Here is an 18,918-nt window from a genome sequence, read left to right on the forward strand (position 1 = left end):
GCATCCGCCTTGAGATGGAGTCTGATAGGTCCACGGTCGTATGAGGCGGCGACCCGCGACCGATTCGCCGGGGACGCCCCGGTCTCTACCGTCGCCAAGGTGATCGCACGAATCTTCACTCTCCTGGCCGCGCTGGCGATGGCCGTCTCCGGTGTCATCCAAGCCGTCCGGCCGTTCGACGCCGACCCGCGTGTGCTCGGCGAGGAACACCTGCTCCTCGCCCTGTTCGCCGCCGGGTTGGTCCTGCTCATCCCCGGTCTCCTCGAACTGCGCCGCTTCGGATCCGCGAACCTGGGCGTGCTGGCCGTCTCGGCGGGACATGTCCTGCTCGCGTTCGGTGCGACCTCGTCCAACGTCAAGGGCGAGGACTTCTCCTGGTTCCCGTACGTCGCCCTCTCCGCCAACCTCGCCATCCTCGCCGGGTCGATCACCATGGCGGTCACCCTCTGGCGGGCCGACCGCTTCCCCCGGCCGTTGGCCGCCGCGCTGCCGCTGGTCTGGGTCTGCGAGGTCCCGTTGTCGCAGCTTGGAGGCGGCATCGTCGTTGGGGTCTTCTGGCTGGTGGTGGTCCACCACCTGAGTAAGACGCCTGTGTACCGAGAGGCGGTCACTGACTGAGCTGTTCACCTCTGCGAGGTCGGCCGCCGACACTGCCCAACACCGCCTTTTACTCGGCGTGGTGGAGAATCGACCGGTGGAAAACCCAGCATTAGCGGTGTCGGCCCGGTTGTCGTCGCTGGACGACCACGAGCTCGCCGACCGGGTGCGGCAGGCCGCCGCGCACGGCGCGGGCATCGGCGGACGGTCGGCCACGCTCGACGTCGACGGCACACCCGTCTTCGTCAAACGGGTCCCCGTGACCGATCTGGAGATGCGGCCGGAGCACGTCCGGTCGACGCGGAACCTGTTCGACCTGCCCGCCTTCTACCACTACGGGCTCGGCTCGACGGGCTTCGGCGCCTGGCGTGAGCTGGCCGTCCATCTCATGACGACCGGCTGGGTCCGTGCGGGCGACTACGTCGGGTTTCCGCTGCTTCTCCACTGGCGGGTCATCCCCGACTCCCCGCCCGAGGGGTTCGCCGACGAGTTCGGCGGGATCGACGGCGCGGTCGCGCACTGGCGGGGTTCCCCGGCCGTGCGGGCGCGGCTTGAGGCGATCGGACGGGCTTCGTACAGTCTCGTGCTGTTCCTGGAGCACATTCCGTACACGCTGGGAGAGTGGCTCACCGAGGAGGCGCGCTTCGCCTGGGCGGAGCGGGAGCTCGTCCGGGGGTGTGACTTCATGAGCTCGCGCGGGCTCGTCCATTTCGACGCACACTTTCGCAACGTTCTCACCGACGACGAGACGCTCCGCTTCGCCGACTTCGGGCTCGCGCTGAGCTCGCAGTTCGAGCTCTCACCAGCCGAGACGGAGTTCCACTCCGCTCATCTCCGGTATGACCACGACTACACGGCCGGGTCTCTGGTGCGCGAGATCCGCCGAATCTGGAAAGGCGAACTCCCGCCCGGCGTCGCCGCGATCCACGATCGGCATGCCCGGACCGCTCGCGTCCAGGATGATTTCCACCGCCGTCTGCTGGCCCCCACGACTGAGGTCTCATGAACACCCGGCTGCGGATGGCCGCCGCGGGTCGATATCGTGGTCGTGCTGCTGCCCGCGGTGTGTCCTGGCGGCGGATCACCACGCCGAGGTGCTGATCCCGGACCGGGTCGGCAGCGACGTCGAATCGGCTGCGGACCAGGCCGCCGCGTGGACCAGCTCAGAACTCAGCCCGCCGCTCTGCTCACACGGGAAGGGCGAACGTCGGTTCATCGAACGGTGAGGAGTGTTCCTCACGGTTCGTAGGCCGGCTGCCGCTCCGTGCCTGTGATGTAGTCCTGGAGCACCGTGCACGTCTCTGAGAGCGCCTCGATGTGCTCCTCCATGCCCGTCATTTTCGCCCGCGGCATGTCGAGCACCTCGGGGCACGGCCGGAACTCGGGCAGATCGCGGTTCGGTCGGGCGTCCAGCCGGTGAAGCGCTCGGGTCGCCCCCTGATAGCTAGTGCGGTGACCGAAACCGAGGAGCCGCTGTCGGCTCGTGGCCATCGGGCCCGACGCCGTTCAGCGGCCGGAGTCCGCGGTGCCCGGCCGGGTCAGCTTCTCGGGGACGACCACCCGGTCGAACAACGACTCGTCCACCCCCGACTTCAGCGCCGCCTCCTTCAGCGTCAGGTCCTCGTCGAGCGCCCGGTGGGCGATCTTCGCCGCCTTGTCGTAGCCGATCACCGGGCTCAGCGCCGTCACCATCATGATCGAGCGGTCGACGTACTCGCGCAGCCGGTCCTCGTCCAGGCGGGCGTCGGCGACCAGGAACCTGCGGAAGTGGTCGATCATGTCGGTCAGGATGCGGGCCGAGTGGAGCACGTTGTTGATGATCAGCGGGCGGAACGCGTTGAGCTCGAAGTTGCCCTCGGCGCCCGCCGCCGAGACCGCCGTGTCGTCGGCCATCACCTGGATGCAGACCATCAGCATGGCCTCGGCCTGGGTGGGGTTGACCTTCCCCGGCATGATCGAGGAGCCCGGCTCGTTCGACGGCAGGATCAGCTCGTGCAGGCCGCCGCGCGGGCCCGAGCCGAGCCAGCGCATGTCGTTGGCGAACTTGAACAGCGGCACGGCCAGCGCCCTGATCGCGGCCGAGACCCGGACCAGCGCGTCGCACGACGCCTGGGCGGCGAACCTGTTGGTCGCGCCCGTGAACGGGTGGCCGGTCAGTTCGGCGATCTCGGCGGCGACCTCCTCGGCGAAGCCGGGCGGCGCGTTCAGGCCGGTGCCGACGGCGGTGCCGCCGATGGCCAGCCGGTAGAGGCCCTTGGCGGTGGCCGCCAGGTGCTCGGCGGCGTCGTCGAGCTGGGCGGCGTAGCCGGACCACTCCTGGCCGACCGTCAGCGGGGTGGCGTCCTCCAGGTGGGTGCGGCCGATCTTGACCACGTCGGCCCACTGCCGGCTCTTGTCGGCGGCGGCGTCGCGCAGGCGGCGGGCCGCCGGGATCAGCCCGCCCTCGACGGCCTCCACGGCGGCCAGGTGCATCGCGGTGACGAAGGTGTCGTTGGACGACTGGCCCATGTTGACGTGGTCGTTGGGATGGATCGGGTCCTTGCTGCCCAGCCTGCCCCCGAGGAGCTGGATGGCCCGGTTGGAGATCACCTCGTTGACGTTCATGTTCGACTGGGTGCCGGAGCCGGTCTGCCAGACGTACAGGGGGAACTCGTCGTCGAGTCTCCCGGTGATCACCTCGTCGGCGACCTCCTCGATGGCCTCGGCCTTCCACTGGGGCAGCCGCCCCGCGCGGGCGTTGACGATCGCGGCGGCCTTCTTGACGTAGCCGTAGGCGTGGTAGACCGCCTTCGGCATCAGGTCGTCGCCGATGTCGAAGTGGATCAGCGACCGCTGCGTCTGCGCGCCCCACAGACGGTCGGCGGGCACCTGGATCTCGCCGAGCGAGTCGCTCTCGGTGCGGGTCTCCTTGTACGTCGTCATCACCGCTCCCTCGCCCGGACCGGCCGGTAACGCGGGTGCCACATGGTGTCCTGGACCTGCTGGACCGGGTCGCGGAGCTCGGTGCGGGCCAGGTGCTCCCGCGCGGCCTGCTCGGCGACGGCGACCGCGACCGTGGCGGAGATCTCGCGCAGGTTGTCGACCTGCGGCAGCAGCGAGGACCCGGGCAGGGTCGGGTCGACCAGCCCGGCCACGGCCTCGGCGGCGGCCTGGAGCATGCCCCGGCTGACCCGCCGGGCCCGCGACACGATCACGCCGAGTCCGAGGCCCGGGTAGAGCAGCGCGTTGTTGGCCTGGCCGATGACGTAGGTGATGCTGTTGTGCGTGATCGGGTCGATCGGCACGCCGGTCGCGACCAGGGCCCGGCCGTCGGTCCAGCGGATCAGGTCGCCCGGCATCGCCTCGATCCGCTCCGTCGGGTTGGAGATCGGGAAGACGACGGGCCGTTCGACGTTCGCGGCCATCGTGCGCACGACCTTCTCGGTGAAGGCGCCGTGCGCCGTGGAGGTGCCGAGCAGCATGGTGGGTTTGACCCGCGCCACGACCTCCGCCAGGCCGCCGCCGCCCTCGCCGGCCGGGCGGGCGTAGGGAATCTGGAAGTCGCGCAGGTCGTCCATGTCGTCGGTGAGCAGGCCCTGCCTGTCGATCGGCCAGATGCGCCGGGTCGCCTCGTCGTGGTCGAGGCCGTCGCGCATCATCGCGTCGCGGAGCTGGTCGGCGATGCCGATGCCGGCGGTGCCCGCGCCGAAGACGACGATCCGCTGGTCGCGCATCGGCAGCCCCGACACCTTCACCGCGCTCAGCATGGCGGCCAGCACGATCGCGCCGGTGCCCTGCATGTCGTCGTTGAAGGTGGAGATCCGGTCGGTGTACCTCTCCAGGATGCGCCGGGCGTTGGACGGCCCGAAGTCCTCCCAGTGCAGCATCGCGCCCGGGAACATCCGGGTCGCGGCCGTGACGTAGGCGTCGATGAAGTCGTCGTAGCGCTTGCCCCGCACCCGCGAGTGCCGGTTCCCCACATAGGCGGGGTCGTTGAGCAGCCCCTCGTTGTCGGTGCCGACGTCGAGCGCGACCGGGATGACGCGGTCGGGGTCGATCCCGGCGGCGGCCGTGTAGACGGCCAGCTTGCCGGCCGCGATGCCGGCGCCGCCGCCCACGCCCCAGTCGCCGATGCCGAGGATCTCCTCGGCGTCCGAGGCGACGATCAGGTCGACGTCGTCGGGGCCGAGCCCCAGGTTGGCGAAGGCGCGCTCGATCCCGCCGGGGTCGTCGATCGACAGGAACACCCCTCGGGGCCTGCGGTACTCGTGGCTGTACGTCTCGATCGCCCGCGCCACCGTCGGGTCGTAGACGATGGGGAGCATCTCGCGCAGGTGGTCGCCGAGCAGCCGGTAGTAGAGCGTCTCGTTCCGGTCGCGCAGCCCTTCGAGGTAGACGTTCTTGAGCAGGTCGGTCGGCTGGGCCCGGTATTGGGCGTACACGCGGCGGGTCTGCTCGTCGAGCGACTCGATCACCGGCGGCAGCAGCCCGTCGAGCAGCAGTTCCGCGCGCTCCTCCGCCGTGAACGCCGTGCCCTTGTTCAGCATCGGCTCCCGCAGCAGTTCCAGGCCCCGCAGGGACGTCGTGTACGAACCGTCCTCCTGCTCGGAGAAGGCGCGGCGGGCCGCGTCCGGCTTCCTGTTCCCAGGTGACATCGTCACCATCCCCCCGTTTCGCCCAGGAAAGTGGCTGTCCAGCGGGGCGTGCCCGGCGACACGCCGGGCAAAGTCAGGTTTTCGCCAGGAATCCCTCTTGATCCGGTTTCGCGCAGCCGGGGGACCAGGTTTTTCCGTACCACCGTTATATGGGCCGAGGGTGCCGTGATACTGTCGTTTTCAGTTGCAGTTGTGGTTCCCGAAGACTTCAAGTGCCTCACCGGTGAAATGAATCGGTGGTGGCACTTTTGTATTTCCGGATGATTTTCCGGTCGGGGTGATCATCACGGCGACGCGAGACGCGCACAGTGCGCTTCTCACGGGTTCGGCCCCGAAGGAGAATCGATATGGCTACCGGTACCGTGAAGTGGTTCAACTCGGAAAAGGGCTTCGGCTTCATCCAGCAGGACGGCGGCGGCGCCGACGTCTTCGCCCACTACTCCAACATCGCCGCCTCGGGCTTCCGTGAGCTCCAGGAGGGCCAGCGGGTGAGCTTCGACGTCACGCAGGGCCAGAAGGGCCCGCAGGCCGAGAACATCGTTCCCGCCTGATCTTCAGCACGACCCGACCGGGCCCGCGCCACACGGCGCGGGCCCGGTTTTTTCGTCACTCCCAGAGGGTCGAGTCGTCGTCGCCGAAGGTGCCGGGCGGATCCTCCAGCACGCAGAACCGCAGCCCCGCCGGGTCGCGCATGATCCACCACCCGTTGTCGGTGAACGTCTCCCGCACCGCGCCGAGCCCTTCGAGCCGGGCCACCTCGGCGTCGAGGTCGTCGGTGTGGATGTCCACGTGGACGCCTGGCGCGCCCTCCCCGAGCCGCTGCATGATGAATGAGATCCCGGCGCCGGGCGGCGTGGTCCGGTGGAAGTCGGGAAAGGCGCTGAGCCGCGGCATCTCCCGGCCGACGGCCCCCTGCCAGAAGGCCAGTTCCCGGTCGTGGACGTCCGGCGGGACGTCGATGGAGACGGCGTGCAGCCGCGATCGGTGTGCCATGGCGGCCAATCTAGTGAGCGAAGACGTCGAAGTGGCCGACGGTGGTCTCGCGGTCGACGAGGAACCGGTCGTCCTGCGGGTAGAAGACGGCCGTGCCCGGCTCGTCGCCGGCGAAGGCGCGGACGGCCTCCCAGGAGTCCCAGAGGGAGACGAGGAAGAACTCGGTCCGGTCGCCGTCGTCGCGGCGGGTGAAGGTGACGCCCCGGTTGCCGGGGGTGGAGATGTAACCGGGGTGGCCGGTCTCCATGAGGTACTTCGCATAGGCGTCGGCGTCTTCTCTCCGCGTCCAGCCACGCCAGGTCCGCATAATCATGGACACCAGTAAATCCGTTATGACGGTGTCGGAGCAAGATCCCGGTTCGGGGAGGGCAGGACAGGGGACGGCCAAGAGGACGCGCTCAGGTCGATGGGGTGGCCGCTCGCCCCGTCGAGCACGGCACGACCGTCGAGCGGCCGGTCGAGGGTCACATCCACTGTCCGGCTGTAGCCGACGGCGGTGCAGGCGCGTGGACCGAACCCGAATCTCGTCGTGTTGACGACGGCGACCACGACGGCCCGGGACGACTCGACGGACCTGCCCGTGAAGGACTCGGCGCATTCGCCCTCCGGCGCTCCGCCGACGAAGGAGAGCCGCAGCGTCCGCCCGTCCGGCAGCAGGACGGCCCTTTCGATGTGCCGGGTCTCCTCGGTCCGCCCCTCCACGGGCCCGCCGCGTTCCAGGACCTCCTCCATGTGAGCGTTCAGCCGGCGCTCGTCCGCGCCGGCGATCCACCACACGGCGGCGACGAGCAGAACAAGAGCGGCGATCACCCCACCTTTCACCACGATGACTCCTAAAGTTCGTCGAGTGAAACGATCACTTGGAGTATGGACGGCCGCCGCGATCGTCGTTCTCTCCGCGTGCACGCAGACGCCCCGCGACCTCACGCTCCCTCTAGACCAGAACGGACCCGGCCCGGATGTGGTTCGCGCCGAGGAGCACCTGGTGACCGAGTGCCTCGCGGCCTACGGCGTCACGGCCGGCGACCTGCGCCGCCGCCACCCGAACGCCGGGTATCTCGGCTGGCTCGGCGAACCGGTGACCGGCTACTCCGCGATGGGAGAGTACGCCTTCACCGGCGACGCCGAGGCCGTCTACCTCGGCACGGTCGAACGCCGCGGCGGCAGGACCGTGCCGGGGGGAGGTTGCCGGCAGGCCGTCCATGATCATCTGCGGCCCCCGCGCAAGGATCCGCTGGACGTGCTGGCCCAGCAGGCGGCGGGCGCGGCCGGTCAGGATCCCCGGATCGCCGGCGCGGACGAGCGCTGGGCCGGGTGCATGCGGGAAAAGGTGATCGCGGCCGGCGGTCCGGCGATGGCCGACGTGAAGGCGTACACGACCGAGCTGGAGGCCGCCGCCGCCAAGGTGCTCGCCGGTGACCACACCCGCACCTGGTAACACCGGATTTCAGAAACGTTCAGCGCCCACCTGGGCGAACGACGTGAGCCGAGGGGGCGACGGGAGGCGGGGCGCCGATGCTGGCGCCTACGTTCCCGAGCAGCAGGAGGCAGCATGCTGCGCTCATGGCGCCAGAAGGCGCTACTCGTCCTGACGGCCGCGACGGCCGTCGTCCCCCTGACGGTGGTGGCGGCGCAGGCGGCGGTCGCCTGCCGGGTGACCTACACCGTCCAGTCGCAGTGGCCCGGCGGGTTCACCGCGGGCCTCACGCTGACCAACACCGGCGACCCGCTCTCGGCCTGGCGGGTGACCTGGTCGTACACCGCAGGCCAGACCGTCTCCGAGGCGTGGAACGCGACCGTGACCCAGAGCGGGAACACGGTGACCGCGGCCAGTCTGAGCTACAACGGCGCCCTCGCCACCGGCGCCTCCGCCCAGTTCGGCTTCAACGGCACGTCGGGGTCGAGCAATCCCGCGCCGACGAACTTCGCCGTCAACGGCGTGGCCTGCGGCGGCACCACCCCGAGCCCGACCCCGACCCCGACCCCGACGCCGACCCCCACCCCGACGCCGACACCTCGGCCCACCGGGTGGCCCACCCCCACGGGGCAGGTCGGCGTCAACGGGACCATCTCGGTGTCCGGCACCTTCGACGGCGGCATGCGGCGCTACTGCTGCATCGGCGACGGCGGACAGGAGGAGAGCCAGGACCCGGTGTTCCAGCTCGCCAACGGCGCGACCCTGCAGAACGTCATCATCGGCGCCCCCGCCGGCGACGGCGTGCACTGCTCGGGTTCGTGCACGCTGCGCAACGTCTGGTGGGAGGACGTCGGCGAGGACGCCGCGACCTTCCGGGGCAGTGGCAACCCGGTCTTCCTCGTCGACGGCGGCGGCGCCCGGTACGCGAGCGACAAGGTGTTCCAGCACAACGGCGCGGGCACCCTCACGGTCCAGAACTTCCAGGCGACCAACTTCGGGACGTTCTACCGCTCGTGCGGCAACTGCTCCACGCAGTACCAGCGGGACGTCGTCATCAGGAACGTCACGCTGACCCGGCCGGGCAACACGGTGGCCGGCGTCAACGTCAACTACGGCGACACGGCCCGGTTCTCCGGGGTGACGATCGTCAACGACTCGGGCCGGTCGATGGTGATCTGCCGCAAGTACAACGGCAACAGCAGCGGCAACGAGCCGACCCAGGTCGGCACGGGGGCCGACTCGACGAACTGCTTCTATTCGGCGTCGGATCTGACGTACCGATGAGAAGAGAGCCGGTCCAACTCATGTCGGGCCGGCTCTCTTCCTGTCAATGCCCAGCACTGCCAGAATGGCGCTTCGCCCGAGGACGGCCCGTCACGCCATCTCGCGCTGGTCTCTGCTCTTCAGCGTCTCGGCGAGCCGGGCCCATTCGTAGGCCAGGCCCACGGCGAGGTCGGCGACCAGTGAAACGCAGTGGGTGGGGAGCTCGTCCTCCAGGCGCTCCCACTCGTGGCTGTTGACCGTGTGGGTGCTGAGCCAGCGCAGCAGCAGCCGCCCGTTGTCGGTCAGCTTGAGCGACGGGTCGCGCAGCAGCTTGCGGAGGATCTGGTCGGGGTCGGGGATGCGGCCCCTGCGCAGGAGCCGGGTGACCGTCGGGGTCTGCGGGTGGGTGCCGGGTGTGCGGGTCTCGGCCAGGGTGAGTTTCGCCGGTACGGGACTGTCGCCCCGCTGCAGGCGGTCGCGCACGTCCTTGGCGGTGGCGGGGGAGATGCCCGCCTGTTCGGCGATGTCGCGCAGCGAGGCGTGCGGCTGCTCTTCGATGAGACGCCCGGCGTGGCGGCGGGCGGCGGCGGCGTTGACCGGCCGGGCCCGGCCGTCCTTGCCGATGCGTGAGGCCGGCTGGGTGGTCGCGGTGCGCTGCCGGATCCGGCCGACCGTGGTGGAGGCCAGGCCGGTGGTCTCGGCGATGGCGCGGTCGGACCACTGGGGGTGGGTGGTCAGGATCCGGGTGGCGGCCGCCTCGCGGTCGGCGAGGGAGAGCGGCAGCCCGTGTTCGACGTTGGCGCGGACGGCGGCCAGGAAGATGTCGGCCTCGGCGCCGTCGACGTAGCGGACGGGGATGTGCTGGCGGCCGGTCAGGATGGCGGCGCGCAGGCGGTGCATCCCGTCGATCACCCGCATGGTGGCGCGGTGGACGAGGATGGGCGGCAGCGCGCCGGTGGTCTCCGCGAGTGCGCGGACGTGGTCGTGGTTCTCTCCGTCGAGGCGCGGTGAGTCGGCGTGGCGGAGCAGGCCCACCGGAACCGTCACCGCGTCGTCGTGGACGATTACGCCGAGCTGATGATGACGTGGATTCTCCAATGACACTCCAGCGCGGAGAGTGTGGAAGCGTGATTTCGCCGGTCGGGAGCCCGACCGCGGAGCCGAATATAAGTAGCCGCCGCGACCGTCATCAAGGCCGCCAAAACTCGCCTAACGCGTCTCTCGCGTCCAAGTGAGCAATCACGCGCTTGGACGGAGCGCGCCCGGCCGATGTGCGATCGAACAGTGTCCAGGCGCTATCGTGGACACCGCCGTCAAGTGGTTTCCGTGGGGCGCCGGATCGCGGCATTACAGCGCGGCGTCGTATGCCCAGGTAGCGGCGCTCGTACGCACGGTAGTCAAGAGGCTCTTGACTTGTTGTGTGGCTCTGCACAATATGCAGGTGGATTTGCACCAAGCGACGCAAATGACGGGGCGATTGGTTCGTCGCTGAGCGGTTCGGGAAAGCCGGGGGTAGCAAGGATCAAGCTTCTGTCGACGCGGCAGAATCGTCGTGGGGACGGGCCGACACGGCCAACGTGCCCGCCGCAGGAACCATCGTCAGCAGCCGTGTCGTGTGCGACGGCCATGCCGTCGCGCGCGCGACACGACGTCAGCTCCCCGGCACAGCAGTTCGGGCTGATGCCTCGCAGTCCCGCCGATGACCAGTACGCGAATGCTGGGAGATAAGCGTGACGAAGCAGGACTTACGACTGATGGAGCTGACGTCGGTCACCGAGGTGCTGATCGACGACCTGACGACGACGGGGTCGCCGCGCCTGGACGGGGAGGACCTCGATCACGTCGACGCGCTCGCCGAGGCCCAGAACCCGCTGCCGCCGATCGTGGTGCACGGCCCGACGATGCGGGTCATCGACGGCTTCCACCGGCTGAAGGCCGCACGCCGGCGCGGCGAGGAGAAGATCTCGGTCGTCTTCTTCGACGGCGCGGAGGACGACGCGTTCGTCCTGGCCGTGCAGTCGAACGTCACCCACGGGCTGCCGCTGTCGAAACAGGACCGCAAGCGGGCGGCCGAGCGCATCATCATCACCCACCCCCACTGGTCCGACCGCATGATCGCCTCTGTCGCCGGCATCGCGCCCGCGACGGTGGCCAAGATACGGTCGCAGCTCCAGGCCGACGCCGACGTGGTGACGCTCGACCGCACCGGCCAGGACGGCCGGGTCCGCAGGTTCGACCCCGAGGAGGGGCGGCGGCGGGCGGGCGAGGTCATCAGGAGCAACCCCGACATGTCGCTGCGCCAGGTGGCCAAGATCGCCGGCATCTCCCCGGAGACCGCCCGCGACGTGCGAAAACGCATCGCCCGCGGCGAAGACGGCCTGCTCAGGTCGCAGGAGCGCACACCACCGCCGACCCCACCCGTCCCATCGGAGCCGAGCCCGTTCGGGCAGTTCACCGCCCACGACCGCGCGCGCATGGTGGCACGGCTGCGGGCCGACCCGGCGCTGCGGTTCAGCGAGAACGGGCGAGCCATCCTCAACCTGCTCAACCTGCACACCATCGACGCGGGATCCTGGGAGCGCATCCTGTCGGCGGTGCCACCCCACTGGACCAACGTCGTGGCCACGCTCGCCGACGGCTGCGCGGCGGCGTGGGCGGAGTTCGCCGACCGGTTGGAGGACCGGGCGACCGAGCCCCCGCCCGGAGGCGAATGAAGCCCGATCGTTAACCGCGGTCTTACCGCGGATGTGGGGGAATGAAAGCCATGCGGATTCTCGTGGCCGAAGACGAGCACGTCCTGGCCGACCTCATCGCCGAAGGGCTGCGCGACCAGGCCATGGCGGTCGACGTCGCCTACGACGGCGCCGCCGCGCTGGAGCGCCTGTCGGTGAACGAGTACGACGTGCTCGTCCTCGACCGGGACCTGCCGGAGGTGCACGGCGACGACATCTGCCGCGAGCTGGCCCAGCGCGGTGAGGCGGTGCGCATCCTGATGCTGACCGCCTCGGGCGCGGTGCACGAACGCATCAGCGGCCTCAACCTCGGCGCCGACGACTACCTGGCCAAGCCGTTCGCGTTCGACGAGCTGGTGGCGCGCGTGTGCGCGCTGGCCCGCCGGGCGGGCCAGCCGCTGCCGCCGGTCCTCCAATGGCAGGACATCACCCTCGACATGGCCCGGCGGCAGGCCCACCGCGCCGGCCGGTACCTCCCGCTGTCGCGCAAGGAGTACGCCGTCCTGGAGGTCCTGATGCAGGCGCGCGGCACGGTCGTCAGCACCGAGGAACTCCTCGAACGGGCCTGGGACGAACACACCGACCCGTTCACCACCGTGGTCAAGGTGACCATGAGCAAGCTCCGCGCCAAGCTCGGCGACCCGCCCGTCATCTCCACCGTCCCGGGAAGCGGGTACCGCCTGTGAAGGAGGCGCGCCGCGTCTGGTCGGGCGGGTCGATCAGGGCCCGGATGACGCTGCTGTACGGCGGCATCTTCACGACCGTCGCACTCGCTGTGCTGCTCGGCGCCCAGCAGATCCAGCAGATCATCGTGGGCCAGAAGGTGCAGGACTCGCCCTTCGTCGGCAATCCCGGCACCGCGCCGCTCCAGGACCCGGCCGTGCTGGCCAAGGCGCAGGCCGACCTCGAACGCACCCTGATCAACTCGCAGCGCGTCGTCACGGTGGTCACCCTCGTGCTCATCACCGTGCTCGCCTTCGCCGTCTGCTTCTGGCTCACCGGGCGGCTGCTGCGGCCGGTCCACCGCATCACCACCACGGCCCGCCGCCTCTCGCTGTCGACCCTCCACGAGCGCATCGCGCTCACCGGTCCGCGCGACGAGCTGAAGGAACTGGCCGACACCTTCGACGCGATGCTCGACCGGCTGGAGCAGGCGGTCGACAGCCAGCGCCGCTTCGTCGCCAACGCCTCCCACGAGCTGCGCACGCCGCTGGCCATCCAGCGCACCGCCATCGAGGTCGGGCTGGCCGACCCGACGCCCGAGAAGGTCGCCAGAATCCGCGCCGAACTGCTGCGCAACACGCTCCGGAGCGAGCGGCTCATCGAGGGGCTGCTCGTGCTCGCGCAGGGGGAGCGCGGCCTCGACGCCCACCTTCCGGTCGATTTGGAGGCCGTCGTCGAGCAGGTCATCGAAGACCACCTGCCGCTGGCCGTCCGCCACGGCGTGGCGCTCGACGTGCGCACCAAACCGGTGGTCGTGTCGGGTGACGAGGTGCTGCTCGGGCGGCTGGCCGCCAACCTGGTGCACAACGCGATCAGGCACAACCACCCCGGCGGCCACGTCACGGTCGAGTTGTCCTCCGACGCCGTGCTGGCCGTCCGCAACAGCGGTCCGCGGGTGCCGCCCGAGCGCGTGGCGGAGCTGTTCCAGCCCTTCCGGCGGCTCAACGCCGACCGGACCGGCTCGGCCGACGGCGCGGGGCTGGGCCTGTCGATCGTCGCCGCGCTCGTGCACGCCCACGGCGGCGCCGTGCGGGCGCAGGCACAACCCGAGGGCGGCCTCGCGGTCACCGTGACCCTCCCGGTCGCGCCGGCCGCCTGAATTCCGTCGGGAAATCATCCGCTGTTCAAGCGTCGCGTTCGCATTGTTGGACGATGCCTCGATTCCTGTCGTTGAATGCTTTGGCCCGAGTTAAATCGGCCCGACGGAGGCGGCGAATGGACATTCAGGCGATTGACCACATCGAATTCTTCGTGGAAGACGTGGAAAAATCCGCGGCTTATCTTCGCGAAGGTTTTGGATTCACGCTCAGCGGCCGCGGCGGCGGCCATCCGGGCGGCGGGGAGTCGATCCTGCTGCGCCAGCGCGGGATCGCGGTGCTGCTCACCTCCCCGGCCGGGACCGAGGGCCGGGCCGCCGAGTACGTCCGCGACCACGGCGACGGTGTGGGCGTCATCGGCCTGCGGGTGCCCGACGCGGCGGCCGCCTACGCCGAGGCGGTCGGGCGGGGGGCCACGTCGCTGTCGCCGCCGGAGACGTCGGGCCCGCCCGGCGCGCGGGTGGTGTTCGCGTCGGTGTCGGCCTTCGGCGACGTGGCGTACCGGCTGGTCTCGCGCGAGCAGCCCGGCGGGGCCTTCGCGGCCTTCGTCGACGAGAGCGGCTGCGGCCGTTCGGGGATGGGGCTGTTCTCGGCCGTCGACCACTTCGCCATCTGCGTGCCCGGCGGCACGATGGCCGACGTCGTCGACTACCACCAGCGCGTTTTCGGTCTGGGGGAGACGTACGCGGAGCGGATCGTGGTGGGCACGCAGGCGATGGAGTCCACCGTCGTGCAGAGCGAGTCGGGCCGGTTGACGCTGACGATCCTGGAGCCCGACGGGAACCTCGAACCCGGCCAGATCGACGCGTTCGTGAAGGCGCACGGCGGCGCCGGCGTCCAGCACGTCGCCTTCCTGACCGAGGACATCGCGACGGCCGTGCGGACCAGCGCGGAGCGGGGCGTGACCTTCCTGCCGACCCCCGGCGGCTACTACGACATGCTGCCCGGCCGCCTCGGCCCCGTCGGCACGCCCGTCGAGGTGCTGCGCGAGCTCAACGTCCTGGCCGACCGCGACCAGGCCGGGATCATGCTCCAGATCTTCACCCAGTCCACCCACCCGAGACGCACCCTCTTCTACGAGGTGATCGAACGCCGGGGCGCGAACTCGTTCGGCAGCAACAACATCCACGCGCTTTATGACGCCATCAGGCGGCAGGAGGCGGACTGAAATCGAAAGGCGCACTTCGATGAAATTGACACTCGGTGAATTCCGGGAATCCGCGCGGGCCCGGCTGGAACCGCCGGTATGGGATTTCCTCGAAGGCGGCGCGGGCGAGGAGAAGACCGTCGCGGCCAATGTCGAGGCGTTCGACCGGGTCCGGCTGCGCCCCCGCATCCTGCGCGGAGGCGGTGACCCCGACCCGGCCGTGAAGATCCTCGGCCGTACGTGGGACGTGCCCGTCGGGATCGCACCGCTGGCCTTCCAGACCCTCGCCCACCCCCTGGGCGAGGTCGCCACCGCCCAGGGGACCGCCGCGGCGGCCCGGGTGCCCGTCGTGGTGAGCACCTTCGCCGGACGCCCGTTCGAGGAGATCGCCGCGGCGGCCGACGTGCCGCTGTGGCTGCAGGTCTACTGCCTGCGCGACCGTTCCGTCACGCGGGCGGTCGTCGAACGCGCCCAGGCCGCCGGGTTCGAGGCGCTCGTCCTGACCGCCGACACCCCCCACCTCGGGCGGCGGCTGCGCGATCTGCGCAACGGCTTCCGGCTGCCCGAGGGGGTCGGTCCCGCCAACCTGCCGGGGTCGGGGTTCACCGACCCCGCCGCGCACGCGCGGGCCGAACTCGCGCCCGACCTCGACTGGTCGGTGATCGACTGGCTGCGTTCGGTCAGCTCGCTGCCGATCCTGGTCAAGGGCGTGCTCTCCGACGCCGACGCGGTGTGCGCCGTCGAGGCGGGCGTGGACGGCATCGTCGTCTCCAACCACGGCGGGCGGCAGCTCGACGGCGCCCCCGGCACGCTCGACGTGCTGCCGGAGGTCGCCGCGGCGGTCGCCGGGCGGGTGCCGATCCTGCTCGACGGAGGAGTGCGGCGGGGCCGTGACGTGCTGGCCGCGCTCGCGCTGGGCGCCGACGCGGTGCTCCTCGGCCGTCCGGTCCTCCACGGGCTCGCGACCGGCGGGGCCGAGGGGGTCACCGACGTGCTGACCGTGCTGCTCGCCGAGGTGACCGAGACGATGGCGCTCGCCGGTGTCCGCACGATCGCCGACGTGGGGCCCGAGCTGGTGCGCGCGGCCCCGGCCGGCCCGGTCGCCGCCGAGCCCGCCGCGCCGGTCCCGCTCACCGGCGTGCTGCGCCGGGAGGACCTGCACGCCAGCGTCGGCGACCCGGTCATGGACACGATGAACTTCCTGAACGAGGTCACGATCCGCTACCCCGACGCCGTGTCGTTCGCGCCGGGGCGCCCGTACGACGGGTTCTTCGACACCGAGCAGGTCTTCACCTACATCCGGCGCTACCTCGACCAGCTGGCCGCCGAGGGGCGGACGCCGGCGCAGGTGCGCGACGCGATCTTCCAGTACGGCCCGACCGCCGGGCGGATCCGGGAGCTCGTCGCCGAGTCGCTGCGGGTGGACGAGGGCATCGACGTGCCGGCGGAGTCGATCGTGGTCACGGTCGGCTGTCAGGAGGCGATGTTCCTCGCGCTGCGGGCGATCTTCTCCGGCCCTCACGACGTGCTGCTGGTGGTCAGCCCCTGCTACGTCGGCATCACCGGCGCGGCCCGGCTGCTGGACGTCGCGGTCACCGCCGTCGAGGAGGGCTCGGTCGCCGCGATCGAGGCCGCCGCCGAGGAGGAGCGGTCCCGCGGGCGCAGGGTCAGGGCCGTGTACGTCTGCCCCGACCACTCCAACCCGTCCGGCGTCACCATGTCGCTCGCGGAGCGGCACGAGTTGCTCGCCCTGGCCGGACGGCTCGGCCTCCTGATCCTGGAGGACAGCCCCTACCGGCTGGTCAGCCCCGGCGCCCAGCAGCCCACGCTCAAGTCGCTCGACCGCGAGCAGCGGGTGGTTCACCTGGGTTCGTACGCGAAGAGCCTGTTCCCCGGCGCCCGGCTCGGGTTCGCCGTGGCCGACCAGCCGGTGGTGCGCCCCGACGGCACGACCGGGCTGCTGGCCGACGAGCTGGCCAAGATCAAGAGCATGGTGACCGTGAACACCTCCCCGCTCAGCCAGGCCGCGGTGGGCGGCGCGCTGCTGGCCACCGGCGGCCGTCTCTCGGACCTGAACGCGGAGACGGCCGCCTACTACGGCGAGACCATGACCCGCACCCTCGCCGCCCTCGGCCGCCACCTGCCGGAAGACCGCCGCGAGCGGCTCGGGGTCAGCTGGAACACGCCCTCGGGCGGCTTCTTCCTCACCGTCCAGGTGCCGTTCCCGGCCGACAACGCGGCGCTGACCCGGTCGGCGCAGGAGTACGGGGTCATCTGGACGCCCATGTCGTACTTCTACCCCTCGGGGGGCGGGCAGCGGGCGATGCGGTTGTCGACCAGCTACCTGTCCCCGGCCGAGATCGACGAGGGCGTCGCCCGGCTGGTGGCGTTCATCGAGGGGTCGGCCGCGAACTGGGTGCGGTAGAGCTCGGCGTAGAGCCCACCGGCGGCGAGCAGCTCCCGGTGGGTGCCGCGCTCCTCGATCCGGCCGCCGTTCAGCACCAGGATCTGGTCGGCCTCGTGGATCGTCGACAATCGGTGCGCCACCACCAGCGAGGTGCGGCCGGCCAGCGCGGTCTTCAGCGCCCGCTGGATGGCCGCCTCCGACTCGGAGTCGAGATGGGCGGTGGCCTCGTCGAGGACCACGATCGGCGGCGACTTGAGCAGCAGCCGGGCCAGCGCCACCCGCTGCTTCTCCCCGCCCGACAGGCGGTAGCCGCGGTCGCCGACGACGGTGTCGAGGCCGTCGGGCAGCGCCGCGATCGTGGGCCAGATCCGGGCGGCCTCGCACGCGCCGACCAGGTCCTCCTCGGTGGCGTCCGGGTTGGCGTACAGGAGATTGGCCCTGATCGTGTCGTGGAACATGTGCGCGTCCTGGGTGACGACGCCGATGGCGTCGGTCAGGGAGCGCAGCGTCAGGTCGCGCACGTCGTGGCCGCCGACCCGGACCGTGCCCTCGGTGGCGTCGTAGAGGCGCGGGACGAGCTGGGTGATCGTGGTCTTGCCGGCGCCGGAGGGGCCGACGAGCGCGGTCATCCCGCCCGCGGGGGCGGTGAAGCTGACCTCGTCGAGGACCGGGCGGCCCGCCCGCTCGGGCTGCCGGTGGGCGACCGACTCCAGGGAGGCGATCGACACCTCGTCGGCGCCCGGGTAGCCGAACGAGACGCCCTCGAACACGACGTCGGGGGCGGCGTCGGCCGGCAGCGGCCGGGCGCCGGGCCGTTCGTCGACCAGAGGCCGCAGGTCCAGGACCTCGAAGACGCGGTCGAAGCTGACGAGCGCCACCATCACGCTGACGTGCATGTTGGAGAGCTGGTTGACCGGGCCGTAGAGGCGCAGCAGCAGGGTGGCCATGGCGACGAGCGTGCCGATCTGGAACTCGCCGCCGATGGTCAGCACCCCGCCGAGGCCGTAGACGACGGCGGTGGTCACGCCCGTGATCAGGGTGGTGATGATGAACAGCAGCCGTCCGTAGACGGCCGTCGAGACGGCGACGTCGCGGACCCGGGCCGCCTTCCCGGAGAAGTCGCCCTGCTCCTGGTCGGTCCGGCCGTAGAGCTTGGCGAGCAGGGCGCCCGACACGTTGAAGCGCTCGTTCATCATCGAGCCGAGGTCGGCGTTGAGCTCCATTCCCGTACGGGTGAGCGTCTGCAACCTGCGCCCGATGAGCTTGGCGGGCAGCAGGAAGAGGGGGATCATCACCAGCGCCGCCACGGTGATCTGCCAGGACAGGTAGAACATCGTGCTCAGCACGAAGACCAGCGTCAACAGGGTCGAGACCGTCTGCGACAGCAGCGTGGTGATCGCCTGCTGCGCGCCGACGACGTCGGTGTTGAGCCGGCTGACCAGTGAGCCGGTCTGGGTTCGCGTGAAGAACGCGAGCGGCTGCCGCTGCACATGGCCGAACACCTTGCACCGCAGGTCGAAGACGATGCCCTGACCGACACGGCTGGAGAACCGGGTCTGCGTGAAGATCGCCAGCGCGTTCAGCACCGCCAGCCCGGCGATGAGGGCCGCCACTGCCACGACCACGCCGTGGCGGCCCCGCAGGATGCCCTCGTCGATGATCGTCTTCAGCAGCACCGGCCCGGCCGCCACGATCGCCGCGTCCACCGCGGTCGCCAGAATCACCACGGCCAGCGACCACCGATAGGGCGACGCGTAGGAGAGAATTCGCCGGACGGTGCCGGGTTTGACCTTGTGCCGACCTATGGACTCGTCGGCGCCCAGCCGCATCGGGCCTATGCGCGGGCCATTCATCATGGCCACGTGATATCCCCTCGCTTTCGCGCTGTTCCGGGATTGTATTTCCGGA

At 70.6% G+C, this 18,918-nt stretch carries 17 protein-coding genes; 10 read left to right on the top strand and 7 right to left on the bottom strand.

The window, feature by feature from the left end:
• Nucleotides 1–99 precede the first annotated feature (99 nt).
• Nucleotides 100–618: a hypothetical protein gene (locus tag GT755_RS34965; protein ID WP_161483848.1), complete on the top strand. Its 519-nt coding sequence runs from the start codon at nucleotides 100–102 to the stop codon at nucleotides 616–618.
• Between the two features lie 76 nt (nucleotides 619–694).
• Complete coding sequence (locus GT755_RS34970; protein ID WP_202610895.1) at nucleotides 695–1,603, top strand: protein kinase family protein; 909 nt, start codon at nucleotides 695–697, stop codon at nucleotides 1,601–1,603.
• Nucleotides 1,604–2,103: 500 nt separating this feature from the next.
• Here the strand turns inward: GT755_RS34970 and GT755_RS34975 are convergent, their stop codons facing one another.
• Both GT755_RS34975 and GT755_RS34980 read right to left on the bottom strand, forming a co-directional pair.
• On the bottom strand, nucleotides 2,104–3,519 hold the full coding sequence (locus tag GT755_RS34975; protein ID WP_161483850.1) for a class II fumarate hydratase: 1,416 nt from the start codon (nucleotides 3,517–3,519) through the stop codon (nucleotides 2,104–2,106).
• Complete coding sequence (locus tag GT755_RS34980; RefSeq protein WP_161483851.1) at nucleotides 3,519–5,231, bottom strand: NAD-dependent malic enzyme; 1,713 nt, start codon at nucleotides 5,229–5,231, stop codon at nucleotides 3,519–3,521. Before GT755_RS34980 ends, GT755_RS34975 begins: the two co-directional genes overlap by 1 nt.
• Nucleotides 5,232–5,578: 347 nt before the next feature.
• On the opposite strand from GT755_RS34980, the gene GT755_RS34985 reads away from it, so the two are divergent.
• Entirely contained in the window at nucleotides 5,579–5,782 is a 204-nt protein-coding gene (locus GT755_RS34985; protein WP_030455501.1) for a cold-shock protein, read from the top strand.
• Between the two features lie 55 nt (nucleotides 5,783–5,837).
• On the opposite strand, the gene GT755_RS34990 is transcribed toward GT755_RS34985, so the two are convergent.
• From GT755_RS34990 to GT755_RS35000, 3 genes are read right to left on the bottom strand one after another with little or no spacing between them, the layout of a single operon-like run.
• Complete coding sequence (locus GT755_RS34990; RefSeq protein ID WP_161483852.1) at nucleotides 5,838–6,224, bottom strand: VOC family protein; 387 nt, start codon at nucleotides 6,222–6,224, stop codon at nucleotides 5,838–5,840.
• A 10-nt stretch (nucleotides 6,225–6,234) separates the two neighbouring features.
• Nucleotides 6,235–6,537 (bottom strand): hypothetical protein, encoded by a 303-nt coding sequence (locus GT755_RS34995; RefSeq protein WP_161483853.1) that lies wholly within the window; start codon nucleotides 6,535–6,537, stop codon nucleotides 6,235–6,237.
• 17 nt (nucleotides 6,538–6,554) lie between these two features.
• Nucleotides 6,555–7,049 (bottom strand): hypothetical protein, encoded by a 495-nt coding sequence (locus tag GT755_RS35000; RefSeq protein WP_161483854.1) that lies wholly within the window; start codon nucleotides 7,047–7,049, stop codon nucleotides 6,555–6,557.
• Nucleotides 7,050–7,071: 22 nt separating this feature from the next.
• On the opposite strand from GT755_RS35000, the gene GT755_RS35005 reads away from it, so the two are divergent.
• Together GT755_RS35005 and GT755_RS35010 are read left to right on the top strand one after the other, a co-directional pair.
• Nucleotides 7,072–7,662 carry a hypothetical protein gene (locus GT755_RS35005; protein WP_161483855.1) on the top strand — a complete coding sequence of 197 codons (591 nt, stop codon included), beginning with the start codon at nucleotides 7,072–7,074 and terminating at the stop codon, nucleotides 7,660–7,662.
• Nucleotides 7,663–7,776: 114 nt separating this feature from the next.
• Nucleotides 7,777–8,925, top strand: a complete 1,149-nt coding sequence (locus tag GT755_RS35010; protein ID WP_161483856.1) for a pectate lyase — start codon at nucleotides 7,777–7,779, stop codon at nucleotides 8,923–8,925.
• Between the two features lie 90 nt (nucleotides 8,926–9,015).
• Here GT755_RS35010 and GT755_RS35015 read toward each other — a convergent pair whose 3' ends face one another.
• A complete protein-coding gene (locus tag GT755_RS35015) occupies nucleotides 9,016–9,951 on the bottom strand; it encodes a ParB/RepB/Spo0J family partition protein (protein ID WP_202610896.1) in 936 nt (311 codons plus the stop codon).
• Between the two features lie 683 nt (nucleotides 9,952–10,634).
• Here GT755_RS35015 and GT755_RS35020 point away from each other — a divergent pair.
• The 5 genes from GT755_RS35020 (at nucleotide 10,635) to GT755_RS40240 (ending at nucleotide 17,028) form a co-directional block, all read left to right on the top strand.
• Nucleotides 10,635–11,618: a ParB/RepB/Spo0J family partition protein gene (locus tag GT755_RS35020; protein WP_202610897.1), complete on the top strand. Its 984-nt coding sequence runs from the start codon at nucleotides 10,635–10,637 to the stop codon at nucleotides 11,616–11,618.
• Nucleotides 11,619–11,668: 50 nt separating this feature from the next.
• Nucleotides 11,669–12,322 (top strand): response regulator transcription factor, encoded by a 654-nt coding sequence (locus GT755_RS35025; protein WP_030455509.1) that lies wholly within the window; start codon nucleotides 11,669–11,671, stop codon nucleotides 12,320–12,322.
• Nucleotides 12,319–13,458 (top strand): sensor histidine kinase, encoded by a 1,140-nt coding sequence (locus GT755_RS35030; RefSeq protein WP_328794726.1) that lies wholly within the window; start codon nucleotides 12,319–12,321, stop codon nucleotides 13,456–13,458. Before GT755_RS35025 ends, GT755_RS35030 begins: the two co-directional genes overlap by 4 nt.
• A gap of 116 nt (nucleotides 13,459–13,574) precedes the next feature.
• A complete protein-coding gene (gene hppD / locus GT755_RS35035; RefSeq protein WP_161483858.1) occupies nucleotides 13,575–14,624 on the top strand; it encodes a 4-hydroxyphenylpyruvate dioxygenase in 1,050 nt (349 codons plus the stop codon).
• 19 nt (nucleotides 14,625–14,643) lie between these two features.
• The gene (locus tag GT755_RS40240) at nucleotides 14,644–17,028 is read left to right on the top strand and encodes an aminotransferase class I/II-fold pyridoxal phosphate-dependent enzyme (RefSeq protein ID WP_161483859.1); all 2,385 of its coding nucleotides are present in this window, start codon (nucleotides 14,644–14,646) and stop codon (nucleotides 17,026–17,028) included.
• On the opposite strand, the gene GT755_RS35045 is transcribed toward GT755_RS40240, so the two are convergent.
• Nucleotides 16,944–18,866 (bottom strand): ABC transporter ATP-binding protein, encoded by a 1,923-nt coding sequence (locus GT755_RS35045; RefSeq protein WP_407929446.1) that lies wholly within the window; start codon nucleotides 18,864–18,866, stop codon nucleotides 16,944–16,946. The two genes, GT755_RS40240 and GT755_RS35045, sit on opposite strands and share 85 nt — an antisense overlap.
• Nucleotides 18,867–18,918 lie beyond the last annotated feature (52 nt).

This window comes from Herbidospora solisilvae, from assembly GCF_009901565.1.
Taxonomy (GTDB): domain Bacteria; phylum Actinomycetota; class Actinomycetes; order Streptosporangiales; family Streptosporangiaceae; genus Herbidospora; species Herbidospora solisilvae.

Bases quoted from the DNA above. Each gene is read 5' to 3' on its own strand.
- GT755_RS40240 (WP_161483859.1), top strand. From the start codon at position 14,644: ATGAAATTGACACTCGGTGAATTCCGGGAATCCGCGCGGGCCCGGCTG.
- GT755_RS35025 (WP_030455509.1), top strand. From the start codon at position 11,669: ATGCGGATTCTCGTGGCCGAAGACGAGCACGTCCTGGCCGACCTCATC.
- GT755_RS35010 (WP_161483856.1), top strand. From the start codon at position 7,777: ATGCTGCGCTCATGGCGCCAGAAGGCGCTACTCGTCCTGACGGCCGCG.
- GT755_RS34975 (WP_161483850.1), bottom strand. From the start codon at position 3,519: ATGACGACGTACAAGGAGACCCGCACCGAGAGCGACTCGCTCGGCGAG.
- GT755_RS35045 (WP_407929446.1), bottom strand. From the start codon at position 18,866: ATGATGAATGGCCCGCGCATAGGCCCGATGCGGCTGGGCGCCGACGAG.
- GT755_RS34995 (WP_161483853.1), bottom strand. From the start codon at position 6,537: ATGATTATGCGGACCTGGCGTGGCTGGACGCGGAGAGAAGACGCCGAC.
- GT755_RS34980 (WP_161483851.1), bottom strand. From the start codon at position 5,231: ATGTCACCTGGGAACAGGAAGCCGGACGCGGCCCGCCGCGCCTTCTCC.
- GT755_RS34985 (WP_030455501.1), top strand. From the start codon at position 5,579: ATGGCTACCGGTACCGTGAAGTGGTTCAACTCGGAAAAGGGCTTCGGC.
- GT755_RS34990 (WP_161483852.1), bottom strand. From the start codon at position 6,224: ATGGCACACCGATCGCGGCTGCACGCCGTCTCCATCGACGTCCCGCCG.
- hppD (WP_161483858.1), top strand. From the start codon at position 13,575: ATGGACATTCAGGCGATTGACCACATCGAATTCTTCGTGGAAGACGTG.